Source organism: Sphingomonas sp. UYP23 (genome assembly GCF_054059235.1).
This window is the reverse complement of the sequence record NZ_JBSSBX010000001.1, coordinates 1798957-1817350: the sequence shown is the minus strand read 5'-3', so window position 1 is coordinate 1817350 and position 18394 is coordinate 1798957. Positions and strand designations below refer to the sequence as shown.

The 18394-nt window shown below is 67.4% G+C and carries 19 protein-coding genes; 12 read left to right on the top strand and 7 right to left on the bottom strand.

What is annotated here, in order from left to right; genetic code table 11:
* Nucleotide 1 precedes the first annotated feature (1 nt).
* Both folD and ACVWYO_RS08970 read left to right on the top strand, forming a co-directional pair.
* Entirely contained in the window at nucleotides 2-874 is an 873-nt protein-coding gene (gene folD, locus ACVWYO_RS08975; RefSeq protein ID WP_457350032.1) for a bifunctional methylenetetrahydrofolate dehydrogenase/methenyltetrahydrofolate cyclohydrolase FolD, read from the top strand.
* A complete protein-coding gene (locus ACVWYO_RS08970; RefSeq protein ID WP_457350030.1) occupies nucleotides 871-1491 on the top strand; it encodes a MarC family protein in 621 nt (206 codons plus the stop codon). Before folD ends, ACVWYO_RS08970 begins: the two co-directional genes overlap by 4 nt.
* A gap of 181 nt (nucleotides 1492-1672) precedes the next feature.
* On the opposite strand, the gene ACVWYO_RS08965 is transcribed toward ACVWYO_RS08970, so the two are convergent.
* Nucleotides 1673-3451 carry an AcrB/AcrD/AcrF family protein gene (locus ACVWYO_RS08965; protein WP_457350029.1) on the bottom strand — a complete coding sequence of 593 codons (1779 nt, stop codon included), beginning with the start codon at nucleotides 3449-3451 and terminating at the stop codon, nucleotides 1673-1675.
* 62 nt (nucleotides 3452-3513) lie between these two features.
* On the opposite strand from ACVWYO_RS08965, the gene ACVWYO_RS08960 reads away from it, so the two are divergent.
* The gene (locus ACVWYO_RS08960) at nucleotides 3514-3942 is read left to right on the top strand and encodes a GtrA family protein (protein ID WP_457350027.1); all 429 of its coding nucleotides are present in this window, start codon (nucleotides 3514-3516) and stop codon (nucleotides 3940-3942) included.
* 13 nt (nucleotides 3943-3955) lie between these two features.
* A complete protein-coding gene (locus ACVWYO_RS08955) occupies nucleotides 3956-4684 on the top strand; it encodes a class I SAM-dependent methyltransferase (RefSeq protein WP_457350025.1) in 729 nt (242 codons plus the stop codon).
* Nucleotides 4685-4691: 7 nt separating this feature from the next.
* On the opposite strand, the gene ACVWYO_RS08950 is transcribed toward ACVWYO_RS08955, so the two are convergent.
* The 4 genes from ACVWYO_RS08950 to ACVWYO_RS08935 all read right to left on the bottom strand — a co-directional run bounded on the left by ACVWYO_RS08950 (nucleotide 4692) and on the right by ACVWYO_RS08935 (nucleotide 10250).
* Nucleotides 4692-5771: a glycosyltransferase family 2 protein gene (locus ACVWYO_RS08950; RefSeq protein WP_457350023.1), complete on the bottom strand. Its 1080-nt coding sequence runs from the start codon at nucleotides 5769-5771 to the stop codon at nucleotides 4692-4694.
* Between the two features lie 58 nt (nucleotides 5772-5829).
* Nucleotides 5830-7644 carry a DUF885 domain-containing protein gene (locus tag ACVWYO_RS08945; RefSeq protein WP_457350021.1) on the bottom strand — a complete coding sequence of 605 codons (1815 nt, stop codon included), beginning with the start codon at nucleotides 7642-7644 and terminating at the stop codon, nucleotides 5830-5832.
* Nucleotides 7645-7727: 83 nt separating this feature from the next.
* Nucleotides 7728-9818 (bottom strand): RelA/SpoT family protein, encoded by a 2091-nt coding sequence (locus ACVWYO_RS08940; RefSeq protein WP_457350020.1) that lies wholly within the window; start codon nucleotides 9816-9818, stop codon nucleotides 7728-7730.
* A 114-nt stretch (nucleotides 9819-9932) separates the two neighbouring features.
* On the bottom strand, nucleotides 9933-10250 hold the full coding sequence (locus tag ACVWYO_RS08935; RefSeq protein ID WP_457350018.1) for a CC_3452 family protein: 318 nt from the start codon (nucleotides 10248-10250) through the stop codon (nucleotides 9933-9935).
* A 119-nt stretch (nucleotides 10251-10369) separates the two neighbouring features.
* Here ACVWYO_RS08935 and ACVWYO_RS08930 point away from each other — a divergent pair, with 119 nt between their 5' ends.
* The 7 genes from ACVWYO_RS08930 (at nucleotide 10370) to ACVWYO_RS08900 (ending at nucleotide 15905) form a co-directional block, all read left to right on the top strand.
* Nucleotides 10370-10861, top strand: a complete 492-nt coding sequence (locus tag ACVWYO_RS08930) for a winged helix-turn-helix transcriptional regulator (RefSeq protein WP_457350016.1) — start codon at nucleotides 10370-10372, stop codon at nucleotides 10859-10861.
* Between the two features lie 77 nt (nucleotides 10862-10938).
* The gene (gene ccmC, locus ACVWYO_RS08925) at nucleotides 10939-11679 is read left to right on the top strand and encodes a heme ABC transporter permease CcmC (protein ID WP_457350014.1); all 741 of its coding nucleotides are present in this window, start codon (nucleotides 10939-10941) and stop codon (nucleotides 11677-11679) included.
* Between the two features lie 100 nt (nucleotides 11680-11779).
* Nucleotides 11780-12214, top strand: coding sequence for a cytochrome c maturation protein CcmE (ccmE, locus tag ACVWYO_RS08920; RefSeq protein ID WP_457350012.1), 435 nt, complete (start codon nucleotides 11780-11782; stop codon nucleotides 12212-12214).
* A gap of 130 nt (nucleotides 12215-12344) precedes the next feature.
* On the top strand, nucleotides 12345-14327 hold the full coding sequence (locus ACVWYO_RS08915; RefSeq protein WP_457350011.1) for a heme lyase CcmF/NrfE family subunit: 1983 nt from the start codon (nucleotides 12345-12347) through the stop codon (nucleotides 14325-14327).
* Entirely contained in the window at nucleotides 14324-14851 is a 528-nt protein-coding gene (locus ACVWYO_RS08910) for a redoxin family protein (RefSeq protein WP_457350009.1), read from the top strand. The genes ACVWYO_RS08915 and ACVWYO_RS08910 overlap by 4 nt, the downstream gene beginning before the upstream one ends.
* Nucleotides 14848-15258, top strand: a complete 411-nt coding sequence (locus ACVWYO_RS08905) for a cytochrome c-type biogenesis protein (RefSeq protein WP_457350007.1) — start codon at nucleotides 14848-14850, stop codon at nucleotides 15256-15258. Before ACVWYO_RS08910 ends, ACVWYO_RS08905 begins: the two co-directional genes overlap by 4 nt.
* Nucleotides 15216-15905, top strand: coding sequence for a tetratricopeptide repeat protein (locus ACVWYO_RS08900; RefSeq protein ID WP_457350005.1), 690 nt, complete (start codon nucleotides 15216-15218; stop codon nucleotides 15903-15905). The genes ACVWYO_RS08905 and ACVWYO_RS08900 overlap by 43 nt, the downstream gene beginning before the upstream one ends.
* On the opposite strand, the gene ACVWYO_RS08895 is transcribed toward ACVWYO_RS08900, so the two are convergent.
* Entirely contained in the window at nucleotides 15902-16699 is a 798-nt protein-coding gene (locus ACVWYO_RS08895) for a DUF2189 domain-containing protein (protein ID WP_457350003.1), read from the bottom strand. The genes ACVWYO_RS08900 and ACVWYO_RS08895 overlap by 4 nt on opposite strands.
* Before the next feature lie 106 nt (nucleotides 16700-16805).
* Nucleotides 16806-17273, bottom strand: coding sequence for a TspO/MBR family protein (locus ACVWYO_RS08890; RefSeq protein WP_457350001.1), 468 nt, complete (start codon nucleotides 17271-17273; stop codon nucleotides 16806-16808).
* Nucleotides 17274-17430: 157 nt separating this feature from the next.
* Between ACVWYO_RS08890 and ACVWYO_RS08885 the strand changes: the two genes are divergently transcribed.
* Complete coding sequence (locus tag ACVWYO_RS08885; RefSeq protein WP_457348219.1) at nucleotides 17431-18363, top strand: IS5 family transposase; 933 nt, start codon at nucleotides 17431-17433, stop codon at nucleotides 18361-18363.
* Nucleotides 18364-18394: the final 31 nt, after the last annotated feature.

The window sequence follows — 18394 nt, the reverse complement described above, 5'->3', positions numbered from 1 at the left end:
CATGACTGCAGCCATCATCGACGGAAAGGCGTTCGCCGCCGGCTTGCGCGCGCGCGTCGCGCAGCGCGTCGCGCGCTTTGCCGAACAGGCCGGCCGCGCGCCGGGGCTCGCCGTCGTGCTGGTCGGCGACGACCCAGCTTCGGCGGTCTATGTCCGCTCGAAGGGCAAGGCGACCACGGCGGCGGGCATGGCGGGCGTCGAGCATCGCCTCCCCGCCGACGTGCCGCAACAGGCGCTGCTCGATCTGGTCGATGCGCTCAACGCCGATCCCGCGATCGACGGGATCCTCGTCCAGCTGCCCTTGCCGTCGCATATCGACGAGCAGGCGGTGACGACGCGGATCGACCCCGACAAGGATGTCGACGGCTTCCATCCGGTCAATGCCGGGCGGCTTGCGGTCGGGCTGCCCGGCTTCGTGCCGTGTACCCCGCTCGGCTGCCTGATGCTGCTCAAGGACCAGCTCGGCGACCTTTCGGGGCTCGACGCGGTGGTCATCGGCCGCTCGAACATCGTCGGCAAGCCGATGGCGCAATTGCTGATCGCCGAGAGCTGCACCGTCACCGTCGCGCATTCGCGCACGCGCGATCTGGCGAGCCTGGTCAAGCGTGCCGACATCGTCGTGGCGGCCGTCGGCCGGCCGCAGATGGTCAAGGCCGCGTGGCTCAAGCCGGGTGCGACGGTGATCGACGTCGGGATCAATCGCACGCCCGAGGGGCTCGTCGGCGACGTCGATTTCGCGGGCGCGCGCGACGTGGCGGGGGCGGTGACCCCCGTGCCCGGCGGGGTCGGCCCGATGACGATCGCGGTGCTGCTGCGCAATACGCTGATTTCCGCCGAGCGGCGCGAAAACGTCGTCGGTGAGGGCGCGCTTTGATCGAACTCTATATCTCGTCGCTGATCACCTTCTTCGTGGTGATCGACCCGCCTGGTTGCGCGCCGATCTATGCCGGGCTGTCGTCGGGTGCCTCGCCCGCCAACCGTCGCGCGATGGCGATCCGCGCGGTGCTGGTCGCGGCCGCGATCCTGTTCGCTTTTGCCGCGTTCGGCGAAGTGCTGCTCAAGGCGCTCGGCATCAGCCTGGATTCGTTTCGCACCGCCGGCGGCATCATGCTGTTCCTGATCGCGCTCGAGATGGTGTTCGAAAAGCGCACCGAACGCCGCGAGGACCGCGCTGCGAAGGTCGCCGCGACGCCGGAAGCCGAGGACGTCTCGATCTTCCCGATGGCGATGCCGATGATCGCGGGACCGGGCTCGATCGCTTCGGTGATGCTGCTGATGAGCCGCAACCACGGGCTCGACCGGATCGCGATCGTGCTCGCCGCGCTCGCCACGATCCTGGCGTTGACGCTTGCCGCCCTGCTTGCGGCGGGGCCGATCATGCGCGTGCTCGGCGCCAAGATCGAGGCGGTGATCACACGGCTGCTCGGCGTGCTGCTCGCCGCGCTCGCGGTGCAGTTCGTGATCGACGGGGTGAAGGCGAGCCTGGCTTGATCGGCGCAAAGCCCCTCCCCTTCAGGGGAGGGGTTGGGGGTGGGGCTGTGTCTCACCGAGAGTGTCCCCAGCGGTGACGTCCCCACCCCAACCCATTGTCGGGTGAAGGATGCCCCGCATCCTTCAGGCCATGCCGGGGGCATGGCCGACCCGACAATCCTGAAGGGGAGGGGCTCAATGTTCAGTCCTTGATCCGCCACAGCCGCAGCGGCGACTTGGCCGGCATCGGCAATTCCTCGAGCCAGTCGAACGTCTTGCGATGCGCGAGCTGGTCGTAGAAGCCGCCCGGCGCGCGCACGCGGTAGATCGTCGATTCGGCCATGTTGGGGCAGACCAGCAGCATGGTCGCGCCGTGACGCTTGGCGATGGCGCGGAAATTCGCGGGACTGCCCGAGAAGGCGTGCTGCACGTCGAGGATCGCGGTGCCGTTGCGATGATACGGCCCCGCGACGGCATCGTGATGCGTGATCGTGATGATCCGCGGCCCAAGATCGACGAAGCTAAAGATCGTCTGTGCGGGATAGCGGTCGAGCGGGCGCAGCGCGGTCATCGTCGGGCATTGGCCGCTCGCCCGGTCGATGATCTGGACGCGCTTGCTCGGTCGGTCGATCGGCAGGAAGCGGATCGCGAGGCCGGCGAACAGGCCCGACCCGATCAGGATGATCGCCGCCGCCGTGCCGAGCACGCGCACCAGCGCCGAGCGGCTGCCCTGCAGCAACGGAATCAACAACCAGCCGAGTGCGACCGCGCCGGGGACCGACAGCATCTGCGCCGCCGGCCCTGCGCGCGCCTGCCACAGCAGCAGCAACGCCGCACCGGTGACGAACAGCAAAACCGTCGCCCACGCCCCGCCGAGCGCGGTGCCGCGCGCGCGCCACGTCGCGACCGCCGCGCCGATCACGCCGACGATCGGCATTACCGCGATCGGAAAGGCGACGCGGAAGGGATGGCTGTAGATCGGCTTGGCCTCGCGGATCATGTTGAGCCAGTTCTTCTGCAGCTCGGGCGAGGCCTGTTCGGGGCGGCCGAGGCATTGCGGGAAGACGAGTGCGAAACCGATCACGATGATCGCCCCCGCCGCGATCGCCAGGCCAAGCCGCACCCAGCGGTTCGCCGGGTTCGCCCAGCCCATCGCGAACAGCAGCGCGCCCGCCATCACCATCACGCTCAGCCAGACCGGCGTCAGCGCGTCGCAGCGCAGCACCGCATCGGCATAGGAGGCGAACAGCGCATAGCCGAGCCCGCTGCCGGCGCCGAGGCACAGCGCGTAGATCGCCAGCCGCGGTGCCTCGCTACGGTCCCAGATCCAGCGCAGCGTGAGGATCGAGCCCGCCAGCGCGGCGTAGGGCAGCATTTCGAGCCCGATCGTCAGCGACACCGCGCTCGCCACGCCGACGATCGCGCCGCCGCGCGCGCCCTTTGGATCGGACAGGCCGGCGACGGCGAGGCTCAGCATCGCGAGCTGCCACCCGTGATGGTCGATCCGCTCGGGCATATACATCAGCATCGTCGCCGAGCAGCACAGCAGCAGGACGATGCCGAGCGGCCAGGCATAGACGCTGACGAGCCGGCGCACCGTTGCCCCGAGGCCGAGCAGCACGATGCTCAACGGGAGCAGCGGGGCAATCCCGCACGCCAGCATCTCGGCCTCGCGCGGGCCGACGAACGGGCGCAGCAGGACGATCAGCCCGGCGAGCGGCAGATCGACCAGCCGGCTCCAATGCATGTCGAAGCCGAGCGGTGGATTGAGCCGATACTGGCGCAGATCGTACCAGCCCTGCCCGCCGAGCCAGGCGCGCACCTGCATCAGCCGCATATTGTCGTCGGTGTCGCCGAGCTGGAGGTAATGGATTCCGGTCCAGCGCTGCGCGACATAATAGATCGCGATGCCGACCCAGGCGATCAGGCTGAGGCGGACCCAATCCCGATCGAGCGTCCGCGCCACTGTACCGTCAACCATGTAAAACGCTTTCCTCGGGTGTCTCCGCCCTCTAGTGGCGCTATCGTAAAGGGCAAGCCAACGTGACAGCGATCCAGCGACAGATTGAGAGCCTGCGAGAGAACCCGCTTGTCGGGCAGCTCGTGCGCTTCGGGATCGTCGGGGTGGTGACGACGCTGATCTACAGCGCGGTGTACCTGCCGCTGACGCTGTTCGTGTTCGAGCGGCGTCATGCGGTGTATGCCGTGCCGTTCGCCTTTCTCGTCGCGGTCATCGCGGGCTTCTTCCTCCACAGCCGGTGGAGCTTCAAGGGGCATGGCGCGAGCGCGCCGACCGGGGTGCTCCAGCTCAAGTTCGTCGCGGTGCAGGCGTCGGGCATGGCGCTCAACGGCCTGATCACGTGGATCGGCACCGCCAAGTTCGGCTATCCGCCCTGGGCGCCGCTGCTCCCCGCGGTCGCGTGCGCGACCGTTCTGACCTTCTACCTCAATCGCCGGCTGGTGTTCGCATGATGGGCAAATTCTGATGGACCGTATCGTCTACGATCGCATGGCGGCGCATGATTCGACGCATTGGTGGTATCGCGCGCGGCGCGACATCCTTGCCGACTATCTTGCGCGCGCGGGTGGCCTGCCCAAGGATGCACGGATTCTCGAGATCGGCTGCGGCACCGGGCACAATCTGCCGATGCTCGCGCAGTTCGGGCGCGTCGAGGCGATCGAGATCGATCCGGCCGCGCGCGCGATCGCGAGCGCCCGGCTCGGCGCGCCGGTGAGCGCGGCGCCGCTTCCCGAGCTGCCGGGGATCGAACGCGGCGCGTACGATCTGATCGCGGTGCTCGACGTGGTCGAGCATATCGAGGACGATGTCGCCGCGTTGAAGGCGATGGGTGAATGCCTCAAGCCCGGTGGCAAGATCCTGATCGCGGTGCCCGCGCATCAATGGATGTGGAGCGCGCACGACGTGGTCAACCACCATCACCGGCGCTACTCGAAGGCGACGCTCGCCGCGGCGATCGGCCAGGCGGGACTCAAGCATAACGGGTTGCACTGGTTCAACTCGCTGCTCTTCCCGCTCGCCGCCGCGTCGCGGATCGCCGGGCGGCTGCGCGGCAAGGACGATAGCGACGATTCGCCGCCGCCGCGTGCGCTCAACGCGCTGTTCGAGCGGATCTTCCGGCTCGAGCGGCATCTTGTTGGTCGCGTGCCGCTGTCGCCGGGGGTGTCGATTCTGACGTTGGCGTCGCCCAAGTAGGGCGGCGCTACCCGTCGGTCCGGGCTGCGCTGCTCGAGGCGCTGCTCGCGGCATGGGCGGTCGCCTGTGATGTGGCGAGCCCTTCGACAGGCTCCGCACGAACGGGCTGTGGCTCGGATTCCGCGCGATACCCGAGCGTCGCCTGCCCCTGGATCGGGCCGACCACATCGGCGACCAGATAGAGCGGTCGGCGCTTCGATTCGACATAGAGCCGGCCGAGATATTCGCCGATCATCCCGAGCACGAACATCTGGAACGCACCGAGCAATACGACGACCAGCATCGTCGAGGTCCAGCCGGCAACCGCGCTGCCGCTGAAGAAGCCGATCGCGATATAGAGGAACAGCAGCAGCGACGCCGCGGTCAGCGCGAGCCCCAAATGGCTCGCGAAGCGCAAGGGGGCGGTCGAGAAACCGGTAACGGCATCGAGCGCGAGGCGGATCATCTTGGCGAGCGGGTAATTCGTCTCGCCGGCATGGCGCTCGGCACGATCATACGGGAAGGGGACCTGGCGGAAGCCGACCCAGGCAACCATCCCGCGGATGAAGCGCGCCTGCTCGGGCATCGCCAGGAACGCATCGAGCGCGCGGCGGCTCATCAGGCGGAAATCTCCCGTGTCGAGCGGGATCGCGGTGTCGGTGACGCGGTCGAGCAGGCGATAGAAGATCGCCGCGGTGAGCTTCTTGAACGCGGTCTCGCCCTCGCGCGTGCGGCGCACGGCATAGACGACATCGGCCTGCTGCGCGGTCATCGCCGCGCGCATGTCGCTGAGCAATTCGGGCGGGTCCTGCAGATCGGCGTCGATGATCAGGATTTGCGCGCCCGCGCACAGATCGAGCCCGGCGGTCAGCGCGAGCTGGTGGCCATGGTTGCGCGACAGATTGATCACCACGAGCCGCGGGTCGGCGGCGGCGAGGCGCTGCATCACCGGCCAGCTCTCGTCGCGCGACCCATCGTTGATCAGCACGATCTCGTAATCCGCGCCGACCGCCGCCTGCGCGGCCGCCGCGACGCGCGCGTGGAGCAGGTCGAGGCACGCCGCTTCATTATAGCAGGGAATGACGATGGAGAGCGCGGGGCGGATCATCCCCCCGGTTTAGCGCCGCTTTGGCCGCGCGTCATCGCCAATCCGCAGCGCGTCCGGTTCACGCCGCGGCGTGGGCGCGCTCCTCCGCAAGCCGTTCGAGAATGACCAGCGGTACCGCGCCACTGTGCAGGATCTCGTGGAACTGCCGCACGTCGAACTTCGCGCCGAGGATCGTCCTGGCCTTGGCGCGGGCGCGCAGCCAGCTGACATGGCCGATCTTGTAGCTGCACGCCTGTCCCGGCATGGTGCAGTAGCGGTTGACCTCGCTCGTCGCGCGCGGGGGCGGGAAGCCGGTTATCTCGACCATATAGGCGATCGCCTTTTCGCGGCTCCAGCGCTTGGCGTGCATGCCGGTGTCGACGACCAGCCGGCAGGCGCGGAACAGCAGCGACTGGTAATAGCCGATCCGGCCGAGCGGATCCTGGTCGTACACGCCGCTCTCGTCGGCGAGCTGCTCGGCATAGAGCGCCCAGCCCTCGGTATAGGCGTTGAAGAAGCTGGTCTTGCGGATCAGCGGACCCGCGGCGCCCTGCGCGATGCTGATCTGGAGATGGTGGCCGGGAACGCCTTCGTGATGCGTCAGCGTCGGCAGGCCGTATTTCGGCCAGTCGGTGATGTGCTTGAGGTTGATCCAGTAGATCGCCGGACGCGAGCCATCGAGCGCGGCGCGGTAATAATAGCCGTTCGACGCGCCGTCCTGGATCTCGACCGGCACGCTGCGGATCTCGAGCGGGGCGTCGGGCGGGTTGATGAACAGCGTCGGCAGACGCGCCTGCATTGTCCGCACCTGGCCGTTGAGGCTCGCGAGCAAGGCGGCGCGGCCTTCGGGCGTGTCGGGATAAAGCTGCGCCGGGGTCTTGTTGAGCGTGTCGAGCCGTGCGCTCACGCTTCCGGAGGCCAGGCCCTGCGCCTTGAGCAGCGAATCGAGCGTGGCGCTGATCTCGGCGACCTGGTCGAGCCCCATCCGGTGGACCTGATCGGGCGTGAAGTCGGTCGTCGTCGCGCTCGCCAGCGCGGCGGCATAGAGCGCGTCGCCATTCGGCACCGACCACAATCCGACATCGGTCCGCGCGGTGCGGCGCAGCCGCGTGACGAGCGCGATCTGCCGGTCGAGGGCGGGATAGACAGCGTCGGCAACGATTTTGGTCGCGCGGCCGGCGTACTCGCCCGGCAGATTGGCCGCCGTCGTCCGGCGCGTGAGCGAGGTGACGAGCCCGCTTTCGGCCGGTGCCGGCTTGCGCAGCGCCGCCATCTGGCCGAGCGCGAGATCGAGCGCGAAGGCGGGGGCGAGCAGGCCGCGCTTGGCAGCGTCCTCCTGCACGGCGTTCTCGGCATCGAGCACGCGCGCGAAATCGGCAAGGCGGTCGAGATAGGCTTCGGCATCGGCGGCCGTCGCGACGACGTGGCGCGAGTTGAGGAAATCGGGAACGCCGAAATAGGCGCCCTGCTGCTGCGTGATCGGATAGGGGCGCTGCGCCGAGCCGACGCCGAAACGGGCAGGGCCGACTTCGCGCTGGCGCAGTGAATAGAGCACCACTTCGCGGTCGAGCTTGCTCGTCGGGGAGAGCGTCGCGGGATCGATCGCGTCGAGCGCAGCGATCGCGCGTCGCGTCCGCGCCAGGCCACGCGCCCGATTGCCGAGCGACGGGTCGTCGAGCCGACGCTTCAACGCAGCGTTGGCGCCCTTGTCGAGCCCGAGCTGCGTCGCGCTTTCCGGGCTTTCCTGCAGGCCTTCGGCAAAGATCCGGTCGAACAGCGCGGCAAGCGTAGCGTCGCCGGCACCGGCCGCCGCGGCTGCGCGGGCAGCCGCGGCGGGGAGCAGCGCGAGCGCGGCGAAAGCGCTGGTCGACCACAGAAAATCACGCCGGTCCATCATCATCCCCTTGCCTGTGTGGGGCAGCGTAACGGCTCAGCCCGGGTTCGCAAGCCGATGATCCGTGCCCGGGCGAGGACGCCTCAAACGCGCTCGACCCCATTGACCGCGTCGGCGGCACGGAGGGCGGCGATGACGTGCATCAGATGCTGGACGTCATGGACTTCGACATCGATCGTGTTGGTGTGGAATCCGGTATCGCGATTATCGAGCCGCAAATTGACGATATTGGCCTTCTGCGCGCCGATGATCGTCGCGATCGTGCCAAGCGCGCCGGGCTCGTTCTTGACCTCGACCGAGATCCGCCCGGTCGCGCCCTCGGTCTTGTCGCCCCACGACAGATCCACCCAATCGGTATCGTCGGCGGCGGCGAGCACCGGACAGTCGATCGTATGCACTTCGATCCCGGCATCGGGGCGGCGCAGGCCGACGATCCGGTCGCCCGGGACGGGATGGCAGCATTCGGCGAGATCGAACGCGACGCCCGCGGTCAGCCCGCGGATCGAGATCGCGCTCGATTGCGGCGGCAGCTCGCGCAGCGCATCGACTCCGGCCGAGCCGGGCATCAGCGCCTCCATCACCGCGGCATCGGGAATGCGGCGCCGCGCGATCGCTTCGAGCAGCGCGGCTTCGTCGGAGACCTTGAGGCGCTGCATCGCCGTTGCCTGCGCATTGCCGGCGAGCGGGGCGGGGAGGCGCGAGACGAGCTCGTCGTACATCTTGCGCCCGAGCGCTTGCGTCTCGATCCGCTCCTTGTGGCGCAGATGCCGCCGGATCGCGGCGCGCGCCTTGCCGGTGATCGCGAAATTGAGCCAGCCGGGTTGCGGCTCCTGCGCCTTGGAGCGCAGGATCTGCACCTGGTCGCCATTCTCGATCACGGTGCGCAAGGGGACGACGCGCCCGTTGATCTTCGCGCCGACCGCCTGATCGCCGAGATCGGTATGGACGGCATAGGCGAAATCGATCGGCGACGCGCCCTTGGGGAGCTGATGCAGCTCGCCCTTGGGGGTGAAGGCGAAGATGCGATCCTGGTACATCGCCATCTTGGTGTGCTCGAGCAGCTCCTCGGGGCTCTCGGCATTGTCGAGGATCTCGACCAGATCGCGGATCCAGCTGACCTGCGAATCCGGCCGGACCTTGTCCTGCTTGTACGCCCAATGCGCGGCGAGGCCGAGCTCGGCCTCCTCGTGCATGGCGCGTGTGCGGATCTGGATTTCGACGCGCGTATTGTCGGCGTGGATCACTGTGGTGTGAAGCGAGCGATAGCCGTTGCGCTTGGGGGTCGAGATGTAATCCTTGAAGCGCCCCGGCACCATCGGCCAGCGGCGGTGGATCACGCCGAGCGCGGTGTAGCACGCCTCTTCGCTCGGCACGATCACGCGGAACGCCATGATGTCGCTGAGCTGCTCGAAGCTGATGTGCCGTTCGGCCATCTTCTTCCAGATCGAATAGGGGTGTTTCTCGCGTCCCGAGACGTCGCCTTCGATCCCCTGGCGGCTGAGCAGCAGCTTGAGCCCCGAGCCGATCTTGGCGATGCGGTCCCCGCCCCCCTCTTTGAGCTGGGCGAGGCGCTTGGTGATCGATTCGAACGCCTCGGGCTCGAGCTGCGCGAAGGCGAGCGTCTGCATCTCCTTCATAAACTCGTACATGCCGATCCGCTCGGCGAGCGGGGCGTAGATGTCCATCGTCTCGCGCGCGATGCGTTTGCGCTTGTCGGGATTCTTGATGAAATGCAGCGTGCGCATATTGTGCAGCCGGTCGGCGAGCTTGACCAGCAGCACGCGGATATCGTCAGACATGGCGAGCAGGAATTTGCGGAGGTTCTCCGCGGCGCGCTCGTTTTCGGTCTGCGCCTCGATCTTCGACAGTTTGGTCACGCCGTCGACCAGTCGCGCGACGCTCGCGCCGAACAGGCGGGTGATCTCCTCGGGGGTGGCGACGGTGTCCTCGATCGTGTCGTGGAGGATGGCCGTCGCAATCGTCTCGTCGTCGAGATGGAGGTCGGTCAGGATGCCGGCGACTTCGATCGGATGGCTGAAATAGGGGTCGCCATTGGCGCGCTTCTGGCTCCCGTGCGCCTGCATCGAAAAGACGTAGGCGCGGTTGAGCAGGGCCTCGTTGGCGGAGGGATCGTATTCGAGGACACGATCGACGAGTTCATATTGACGCAACATCTCAGGCCAAGATGGCGTCGGCGACTGTTGCTTTGCAACATCTTTGCGCAGGTCGCACAAAAAAGCCCCTCTCGCACGGCCGCGAAAGGGGCTTGGATCGGTCTGTCACGACGCTTATTTGGCGCGCGCGTTGCACTTGGCGAGCGCGTCTGCATCGAGCGGCTGGCCGGCAATCGCGAAGGCCGAAAGCTTGCCGGCACGCTGCGCGATCATTTCACACACGATGCCCTCGCGCTGCGGGCCCTTATTGGCGGTGAACGCAGTGTCGTTCCACTTCCACACGGTGCCGTTGGTGATCAGCATCGTCTTGGCAGGAGCGGCGACCGGGGTCGCGGCGTAATAGGGCGTGGCGTCGGCAGCGCGCGCGACGCTTGGCACGAATGGCAGGGTCGCCACGAAAGCGGCGACGGCAAGCGGAAGCGAACGGATCATGGGGAGGCTCCTTGCCTTGTCAGTTTCGATTCGCTACCTAAATGCTGCGGTTGCGAGTTGCAAGTCAAAACGTAGTTTTGCTTCCCCCTTCAACTATAAATGCGTTAGGGTTGACGATTATGGATGCAAAGCTCCGCGAGCCCTTGCGGGATTTGGTGAAATGCAGCCTCCCCGCGGCGCTCGAAGCGATGGGCGAACGGTGGAGCTTCATGATTCTGCGTGCCGCTTTTAACGGCCTGCACCATTTCGAGGAATTCCAGTCCGAGCTCGGCATCGCGCGCAATATCCTGGCCAACCGGCTGGGACGGCTCGTCGAGCATGGCATTCTGACGCGTACCGCGGTCGCCGCCGATCGCCGCAAGATCCAGTATGAGCTGACCGAAAAGGGCGCCGCGCTGCTGCCGACGATGCTCGCGCTGCGGCAATGGGGCGAGCGGTGGGAGACGGGCTTTCGCGCCAGCCCGGTGCTGGTCGACAAGCGCGACATGCGCCCGATCGCGCCGATCGACGTGCGCGCCTGGGACGGCCGCGTGCTGACCAAGCACGAATTGCTCTGGGCACTGCCCGAGGATGTCGATTATGGTGAGCCAGGATTGCGCGCCGCAGAATAGGATCGTGCGACCGATGATGAGGGGACGGACCGGCGTGCGTATAGATTCTTCCGTCGGTCTTGCGTAACACTCAGCGCGTGCCAAGCCTCCACACCCTCGCCAATCCGGCGCGTTTCCTGAAACTTGCGCGCCCGCTGACGCCGTTGCTGTTCTGGGTCGGCATCGGATTGATCGCCGTCGGGGTCTGGGGTGGGCTGACGCAGACCCCGCCCGACTATCTGCAGGGCGAGACCGTCCGCATCCTCTATATCCATGTGCCGACCGCCTGGCTCGGCATGGGCGGCTGGAGCGGAATCGCGATCTCGTCGCTGGTGTTCCTCGTCTGGCGGCATCCGCTCGCGATGATCGCGGCGCGCGCGATCGCCTTGCCCGGCGCGGTGTTCGCCGGCTTGTGTCTCGCGACCGGGTCGATCTGGGGGCGGCCGACCTGGGGGACGTGGTGGCAATGGGACGGGCGGCTGACCTCGATGCTGCTGCTGTTCTTCGTCTATCTCGGCTTCATGGCTTTGGTCCGCGCCGATGACGATCGCGGCGGAGACGGGCGAATCCCCGCGCTGTACGGGATCGCCGGATCGGTGTTGCTGCCGATCATCCGCTATTCGGTGGTGTGGTGGAACACGCTCCACCAGGGGCAGAGCATCGGCCTCACCAAATCGACGATCGATTCGTCGATCCTCTGGCCGCTCTGGTTCACGCTTGGCGGTTTCACTTTCTTCTTCGCGGGCATCGTGCTGATGCGGATGCGGACGATCCTCGCGCGCACCAAGGCCGAGGCGCGGCTGCGGCGAATGGCCAATGTCGTCGAGGTGACAGCGTGAATCCCTGGCCCTTCGTGACCGCGGCCTATGCGCTGACGGGGATCGTCTCGGTGGCGCTGGCGCTGTGGAGCTTCCTCGCGATGCGCGGCAGCGAGAAGAAATGAAAGCCAAGCATCAACGCCTCACCCTCGTCCTGCTCGCGATCGGTGCGGTCGGCGGGGCGAGCGTGCTCGCTCTGTCGGCGTTGAAGGACCAGGCGGCGTTCTTCTACGCGCCCGGCGACGTGAAAAAGGACGGTCTGCCGATCGGGCGCGCGGTGCGGCTTGGCGGGATGGTCGCGGATCATTCGATCCAGCGGCTCGCAGATGGGGTGTCGATGCGCTTCATCGTCACCGATGGCGTCGCCACGGTCCCGGTCGCCTTCAAGGGCATCGCGCCCGACCTGTTCCGCGAGAAATCGGGCGTCGTCGCCGAAGGATCGTTCAACCCCGACGGCAGCTTCACCGCGACCAACCTGCTCGCCAAGCATGACGAGAAATACATGCCCCCCGAAATCGCCGGCAAGATGCACGAAACGAAGACGTTGCAGCAATGAGGGCGGACCGGTCGTCACGCCATGCTTCGTCACCCCGGGCTCGTCCCGCGGTCCACCGTGCCGCACGCGTGGCGCTCGTTGCCGGGTGGACCCCGGGACGAGCCCGGGGTGACGGCCGGGGGGCGGCACTGTGATCGCCGAGGCAGGCCTTGCCGCTCTGTGGCTCGCCGCTGCGCTTGCGCTGTTGCAGCTCGTGCTGTCGGGATTGGGGGTCTGGCGCTCCACTCCCGTTCGCGCTGAGGCGACAGGTTCAGCCCGAACCGATGAGGAAACCACCCTCACCGCCGACATCATCGCCGCGGTCCGACCGGTCGCGGTGGTGCAGGGCGTGCTCGCCTTGTTGGCGATGCTGCTGCTCATAACCGTGTTCGTGCGCAGCGACATGTCGGTGCTGCTCGTCGCCGAGAACAGCCATTCCGACAAGCCGATGCTCTACAAGATCGCGGGCGCATGGGGGAATCACGAGGGCTCGATGCTGCTCTGGGTGACGATCCTCGGCGTTGCCGGCGCGGCGGTCGCGATCTTGGAGCGCAGCCTCGCCAAGCCAACGCTGATCGCCACGCTCGGCGCGCAGGCGGCGATCGCGCTCGGCTTCTACGCCTTCCTGCTCTTCTCCTCGAACCCGTTCGCGCGGATCGATCCGGCGCCGGCCGACGGCAACGGGCTCAACCCGCTGCTGCAGGATCCCGGCTTGGCGTTCCATCCGCCGACGCTCTACATCGGCTATGTCGGCATCTCGATCGCCTTTTCCTTCGCGGTCGGTGCGATGATCACGCGCGATGTCGGCCCGGCCTTTGCACGCGCGATGCGGCCGTGGGTGCTCGGCGCGTGGATCTTCCTGACGCTCGGCATCACCGCGGGATCGTATTGGGCCTATTACGAGCTCGGCTGGGGCGGCTGGTGGTTCTGGGATCCGGTCGAGAACGCCTCGCTGATGCCGTGGCTCGCGGCGACTGCCCTGCTGCATTCGGTCAGCGTGCTGGCGACGCGCGACGGTTTGCGCGCTTGGACGCTGATGCTCGCGGTCGTGGCCTTCTCGATGTCGATGATCGGCACCTTCCTGGTGCGCTCGGGCATTCTCACCAGCGTTCACGCTTTCGCGGTCGATCCGACGCGCGGGTCGTTCATCCTCGCGCTCCTCGCCATCTATATCGGCGGCGCGCTGCTGCTGTTCGCGCTCCGCGTCGGCACGGTGAAGCAGGGCAACACCTTCGACGCGATCAGCCGCGAGGGCGCGTTGATCGTCAATAATCTGCTGCTCTCGGTGATCCTCGCGCTCGTCCTGCTGTTCACGCTCTATCCGATCGTCGCGGCGGGCTTCGGGACGCAATTGTCGATCGGCAAGCCGTTCTTCGACAAGTTCATCGGCCCGATCGCGCTCGCGCTCGGCGTGGTGATGGCGATCGGTCCGATGGTGCGCTGGCGCCGCGACGACCCGGGCGTCGTGCTCGGGCGGATGACCGTGCCCGTCGCGGTGACGGGCTTTGCGCTCGTTGCCTTGGTCGCGCTTGGCGGGGGGATCGCGTGGCTGCCGCTGTTCGGGCTCGCGCTTGCGATCGGGCTCGCGGTGGCGAGCGTGCTGCCGCTGTGGGGGCGCAATTTGCGCCGCACGCCGCTGTTCACCTACGGCATGGTCGTCGCGCATCTCGGCATCGCGGTCAGCCTTGCCGGCATGGCGTGCGACGCCGCCTTCACCCAGGAAACGCTCGTCGCGGTGCGCGTTGGCGAGCCGTATCGCGCCGGGCCTTTCACGGTAACGCTCGACGGGATCAAGCCGGTGGTCGGCCCCAATTGGTCGGCGCTCGAGGCGCGGCTGAGCGCGCGGCGTGGCGTTGATGGCGCGGTGTTCTACCTGCGCCCGCAATCGCGCTTCTTCGCCAATCCGGTGACGGTGACGAGCGAATCGGCGATCGCGACGCGCTGGGACGGGCAGCTCTATACCGTGCTCGGCGAGCCTGACGGCACCGGGCGCTGGCAGCTGCGGTTGTGGTGGAAGCCGTTCGTGACGCTGATCTGGTTCGGCGGCGCGCTCGTCGCGATCGGCGGGGCGCTGTCGCTGCTCGGGCGCTTGCGGCGGGAGCGGCGCGTGCGGGTGCGCGAGGCGTACGCATGAAGCGGTGGCTGATCTGGGTGCCGTTTGCCGTCGCGCTGGGCCTGCTCGCTCTGGTCGGCTGGGGGCTCTACAAGCCAGCCGACCGCACGGTGCGTTCGGCATTGGTCGGCCAGCCGCTCCCCAAATTCGCGCTCCCGCCGATCGTGCCGGGCAAGCCCGGTCTCGCCACCGCCGCCTTCGCGACGGGCAAGCCGCGCTTGCTCAACGTCTTTGCCAGCTGGTGCATTCCGTGCATCGCCGAGGCGCCGCAACTGCTCGCGCTGAAGCAGGCGGGGGTCGAGATCGACGCGGTCGCGATCCGGGACACGCCCGCCGCGATCGCCGACTTCCTCGCGCGCAACGGCGATCCCTATGCGTCGATCGGCGACGACAAGACGAGCTCGGTCCAGCTCGCGCTCGGATCGTCGGGGGTGCCCGAGACCTTCGTGATCGGCGGCGACGGGCGGATCGTGCTCCAGCATGTCGGTGACATCCGCGCCGACGAGGTGCCGGGGCTGATCGCAACGGTGCGGAACGCGCGGTGAGGCGGCTGCTGCTCCTCGTCCTGTTGCTCGTCGCGGCGCCGGCTTGGGCCGACAGCAATCTTCCGCCCGCGCCGCTCGCCAATGTCCAGCTCAAGGACCCGGCGCAGGAGCGGCAGGCGCAGACGCTGATGCTGACGCTGCGCTGCGTCGTCTGCCGGGGCCAGTCGATCGCCGACAGCAATGCCGAGATGGCGGGCGACATGCGCGCTTTGGTGCGCAGCCGAATCGCCGCGGGGCAGAGCCCGGAGGCGATCCGCGCGTGGCTGATCGCGCGCTACGGTGACTATGTCAGCTATGACCCGCCGCTGAGCGCGATCACCGCGCCGCTGTGGATCGCGCCGCTCGTGCTGCTCGCGCTCGGAGCGTGGTTCGCGCGCGCGAGTTTCAAGCGGCGGCGGCGCGCGTGAACCTGCTGATGCTCGCGCTGGTCGGGGTCGCGGCCGCAGGGCTGCTATGGGGGCTGGGGATCGGGCGCTCGCTCTGGACGATCGCGGGCGCGGCGCTGGTGCTCGGCGCGGCGGGCTTCGCGCTGCAGAGCGCGCGGCATCTGCCGGGCAAGCCGATCGCGGCCGATGTCACGCCGATCACGGTCGATCCCGGCATGGTGGCGTTTCGCGAGGCGGTGTTCGCCCCGTCGCGCGCCGATAGCCTTGCGCTCGCCAGCGCCGATGCGCGGCTGCAGGCGGGCGACGCGCACGCCGCCGCCGAGGGATTGCGGCGCGAGATCGCACTGCGCCCTGACGATGCGATGCTGTGGACCGGGCTCGGCTATGTCCTCGCGCTGCATGATGGCGCGGTGTCGCCTGCGGCCAAGTTCGCGTTCCGCCGTGCGGTCGCGCTGGCGCCGCGCAGCCCGGGCCCGGCGTTCTTCCTCGGCATGGCCTATGTCGATGCCGGCGAGGTCGCGCAGGCACGGCCCGCCTGGGCCTATGCGCTCGCCGCCACGCCGGCCGACGCGCGGTATCGCGACGACATCGCGCAACGGCTCGCCGCGCTCGATCAGTTCGACCGCATGGCCGCCGCGCAACGCGCCGCCGCCGGTAGCGCGCCTTAACGCACCACAAGCCGCGTATAGAGGTGCCAGGTCGCGTAGCCGAGCCACGGCAGCACGACCGCCAGCCCGATCGCCGCGGGGATCATGCCGAGCGCGAGTAGGCCCGCAACGCGGACACCCCAGCCGAGCGCCTCGCGCGGATTTTTCCGCACCGCCGCCAGCGAGGTGCGCACCGCGGTCACCGCGTCGACCGGCTGGTCGACCACCATCGGGAAAGCGACGATCGCCACCACCAGCGTCACCATGGCAAAGCCGCCGCCCGCCAGATTGCCGAGCACGATGAGTTGCCAGCCCTCGGGCGTGGTGAACAGCCGTTCGAGCACGTCGCCCGGCTGCATCGCCGCGGCCGCGCCGAAGGTCGCGTCATAAATGGCGTAGGCGACGCCCAGCCAGGCGACGAACAGCGCCGCGATTCCGAGCGTCAGCAGCGCGAGCAGCCACCGGCTGCGCCCGTTGAGCGGATCGAGGAAGTGCCACCAGCTCGAGTCGCGGCCTTCCTCGCGGCGCCGGGCGAGTTCGTAGAAGCCCGAGGCGACCGCGGGCTCTGCGATCGACAGCCCCGCGACGAGCGGGAAGAGCAGCGGCAGCAGCGGCGCATTGAAGGCGAGCGCGACCGCGACGAAGCAGATGACGGGGTAGAGCAGTCCCAAAAAAATCAGATCGCCACGCTTTTCCGTAAAGTCCTTCCACCCCTCGGCAAGGGCCCAGGTCAAGTCGGCTGTCCCGATTCGTCGGATCTCCGGCAGATCGACGGCGCGTGCGGGGGTAGCGGTTGCGTGCAGGGTGGCGGTCATTGGTCGATCCTCTTCCTAGGCGTACTTTCCTTTGTCTTGGAGTCTTGGTGTACGCCTTTTGGCGAGCGCCGACAATGTTAGGGACAACGGGGTTGGGCGAAACGCCTCAACCGAACGGCCCGTTCAGCTGCACGATCTTGCGGTTGAGCGCCGCCGCAAAGCTGACCCACAGGAAATAGGGGACGATCAGGGCCGCTGCGAAATGCGAGATCGGCCACAACCCGACCAGCAGGGCGACGAGCGAGCCCCACAGGAAGACGACTTCGATCAGCGCCCAATCGGGCCGCCGCATCGCGAAGAACAGCGGGCTCCAGGCGAAATGGCAGGCCGCATTGACCGCGAACAGGATGATCACGGTGTGGCGCGCCGCCGCATCGGGCGCGGCGGTCCATGCGATCGCCGCCGACCAGGCGGCGAGGCCGAGCAGGATCGTCCAGGCGGGGCCGAACGCCCAGCCGGGCGGTTGCCACCACGGCTTGCGCAGCGCCTTGTACCACGAGCCGATCGGCGTCGCGAGGCCACCGGCCACGAGCAGCGCGGCGGCGCATCCGCCCGAGACGATCAGCGGACTCATGCGCCGAACTCGATCAGATTTCGGCGACTGTCCACTTGCCGAGTGTCAAGCGCGTGGTACACTGCGGCAATGGGCATGGCTTTTCCCTTTTCGGGGCTTTGTTGCAAAACTGATGGCGGGGATTCACGCAGGGAATCGAGCGGTATAGATAGGCGTAATGCCCAAACCTGCCGCACCTGTGTATCGTACGACGAACTGGCCTGAGTATAATGCGGCGCTGAAGCGGCGTGGGTCGCTGGAAATATGGTTTGATCCGGAGATGCACTGGCTTTCGAAGCCGTGTGGTCGCCCTGGTCGCCCGATGCGGTTTTCAGACAGCGCGATAGAGCTGTGCCTGACGCTGAAGACGCTGTTCAACCTGCCTTTGCGGCAAGTGACGGGGTTGGTTTCGAGCCTGATCAAAATGGCGGGGCTGGATTGGTCGGTGCCGGATTATACGACGCTGTGCCGACGGCAGAAGACGTTGAAGGTCAACCTCGGCGGGCGGATCAGCTCGGGCGGACTGCACCTGCTGGTCGACAGCACCGGGATCAAAATGACGGGAGAAGGCGAGTGGAAGACGCGCAAACACGGACCGTCCTACCGTCGCCAGTGGCGCAAGGTGCATCTCGGGATTGATGCTGGGACGCTGGATATCCGGGCCATTGAGGTCACGACGAATGCCATTGGTGACGCACCGACGCTGCCCGTTCTCCTGGCGCAAATTCCCGGAGACGAGCGGATACTCAGCGTCGGCGGAGATGGCGCTTATGATACCAGGGACTGCCATGCCGCTATTGCCGGGCGCGGTGCCGATGCGGTCATCCCGGTCCGCCGCAACGGGCAACCATGGGCAGAAGGCGGTCCCGGCGTCGATGCACGCAATGGAGCGCTACGCGCGACAAAGCGGCTTGGTCGCGCAATCTGGAAAAAGTGGAGCGGCTATCATCGCCGCAGTCTGGTCGAGACCAAAATGCACTGCTTCAAACTCCTGGGCCAGCGCGTTGTCGCCCGCACCTTCGATCGTCAGATTACCGAGCTCAAAGTCCGTGCTGCAATTCTCAATCGGTTCTCCGAAATAGGAACGCCGGTGACCGTCCGCATCCAATAACATCTTCAAGTAAAACGTCGGTCATGCTCTC

Excerpts from the sequence above, each read along its gene's own strand:
- ACVWYO_RS08945 (WP_457350021.1), bottom strand. The coding sequence starts at position 7,644 with ATGGACCGGCGTGATTTTCTGTGGTCGACCAGCGCTTTCGCCGCGCTC.
- ACVWYO_RS08895 (WP_457350003.1), bottom strand. The coding sequence starts at position 16,699 with ATGACCGCCACCCTGCACGCAACCGCTACCCCCGCACGCGCCGTCGAT.
- ACVWYO_RS08935 (WP_457350018.1), bottom strand. The coding sequence starts at position 10,250 with ATGATCCGTTCGCTTCCGCTTGCCGTCGCCGCTTTCGTGGCGACCCTG.
- ccmE (WP_457350012.1), top strand. The coding sequence starts at position 11,780 with ATGAAAGCCAAGCATCAACGCCTCACCCTCGTCCTGCTCGCGATCGGT.
- ACVWYO_RS08930 (WP_457350016.1), top strand. The coding sequence starts at position 10,370 with ATGGATGCAAAGCTCCGCGAGCCCTTGCGGGATTTGGTGAAATGCAGC.
- ACVWYO_RS08885 (WP_457348219.1), top strand. The coding sequence starts at position 17,431 with ATGCCCAAACCTGCCGCACCTGTGTATCGTACGACGAACTGGCCTGAG.
- folD (WP_457350032.1), top strand. The coding sequence starts at position 2 with ATGACTGCAGCCATCATCGACGGAAAGGCGTTCGCCGCCGGCTTGCGC.
- ACVWYO_RS08890 (WP_457350001.1), bottom strand. The coding sequence starts at position 17,273 with ATGAGTCCGCTGATCGTCTCGGGCGGATGCGCCGCCGCGCTGCTCGTG.
- ACVWYO_RS08940 (WP_457350020.1), bottom strand. The coding sequence starts at position 9,818 with ATGTTGCGTCAATATGAACTCGTCGATCGTGTCCTCGAATACGATCCC.
- ACVWYO_RS08950 (WP_457350023.1), bottom strand. The coding sequence starts at position 5,771 with ATGATCCGCCCCGCGCTCTCCATCGTCATTCCCTGCTATAATGAAGCG.
- ACVWYO_RS08910 (WP_457350009.1), top strand. The coding sequence starts at position 14,324 with ATGAAGCGGTGGCTGATCTGGGTGCCGTTTGCCGTCGCGCTGGGCCTG.
- ACVWYO_RS08955 (WP_457350025.1), top strand. The coding sequence starts at position 3,956 with ATGGACCGTATCGTCTACGATCGCATGGCGGCGCATGATTCGACGCAT.
- ACVWYO_RS08965 (WP_457350029.1), bottom strand. The coding sequence starts at position 3,451 with ATGGTTGACGGTACAGTGGCGCGGACGCTCGATCGGGATTGGGTCCGC.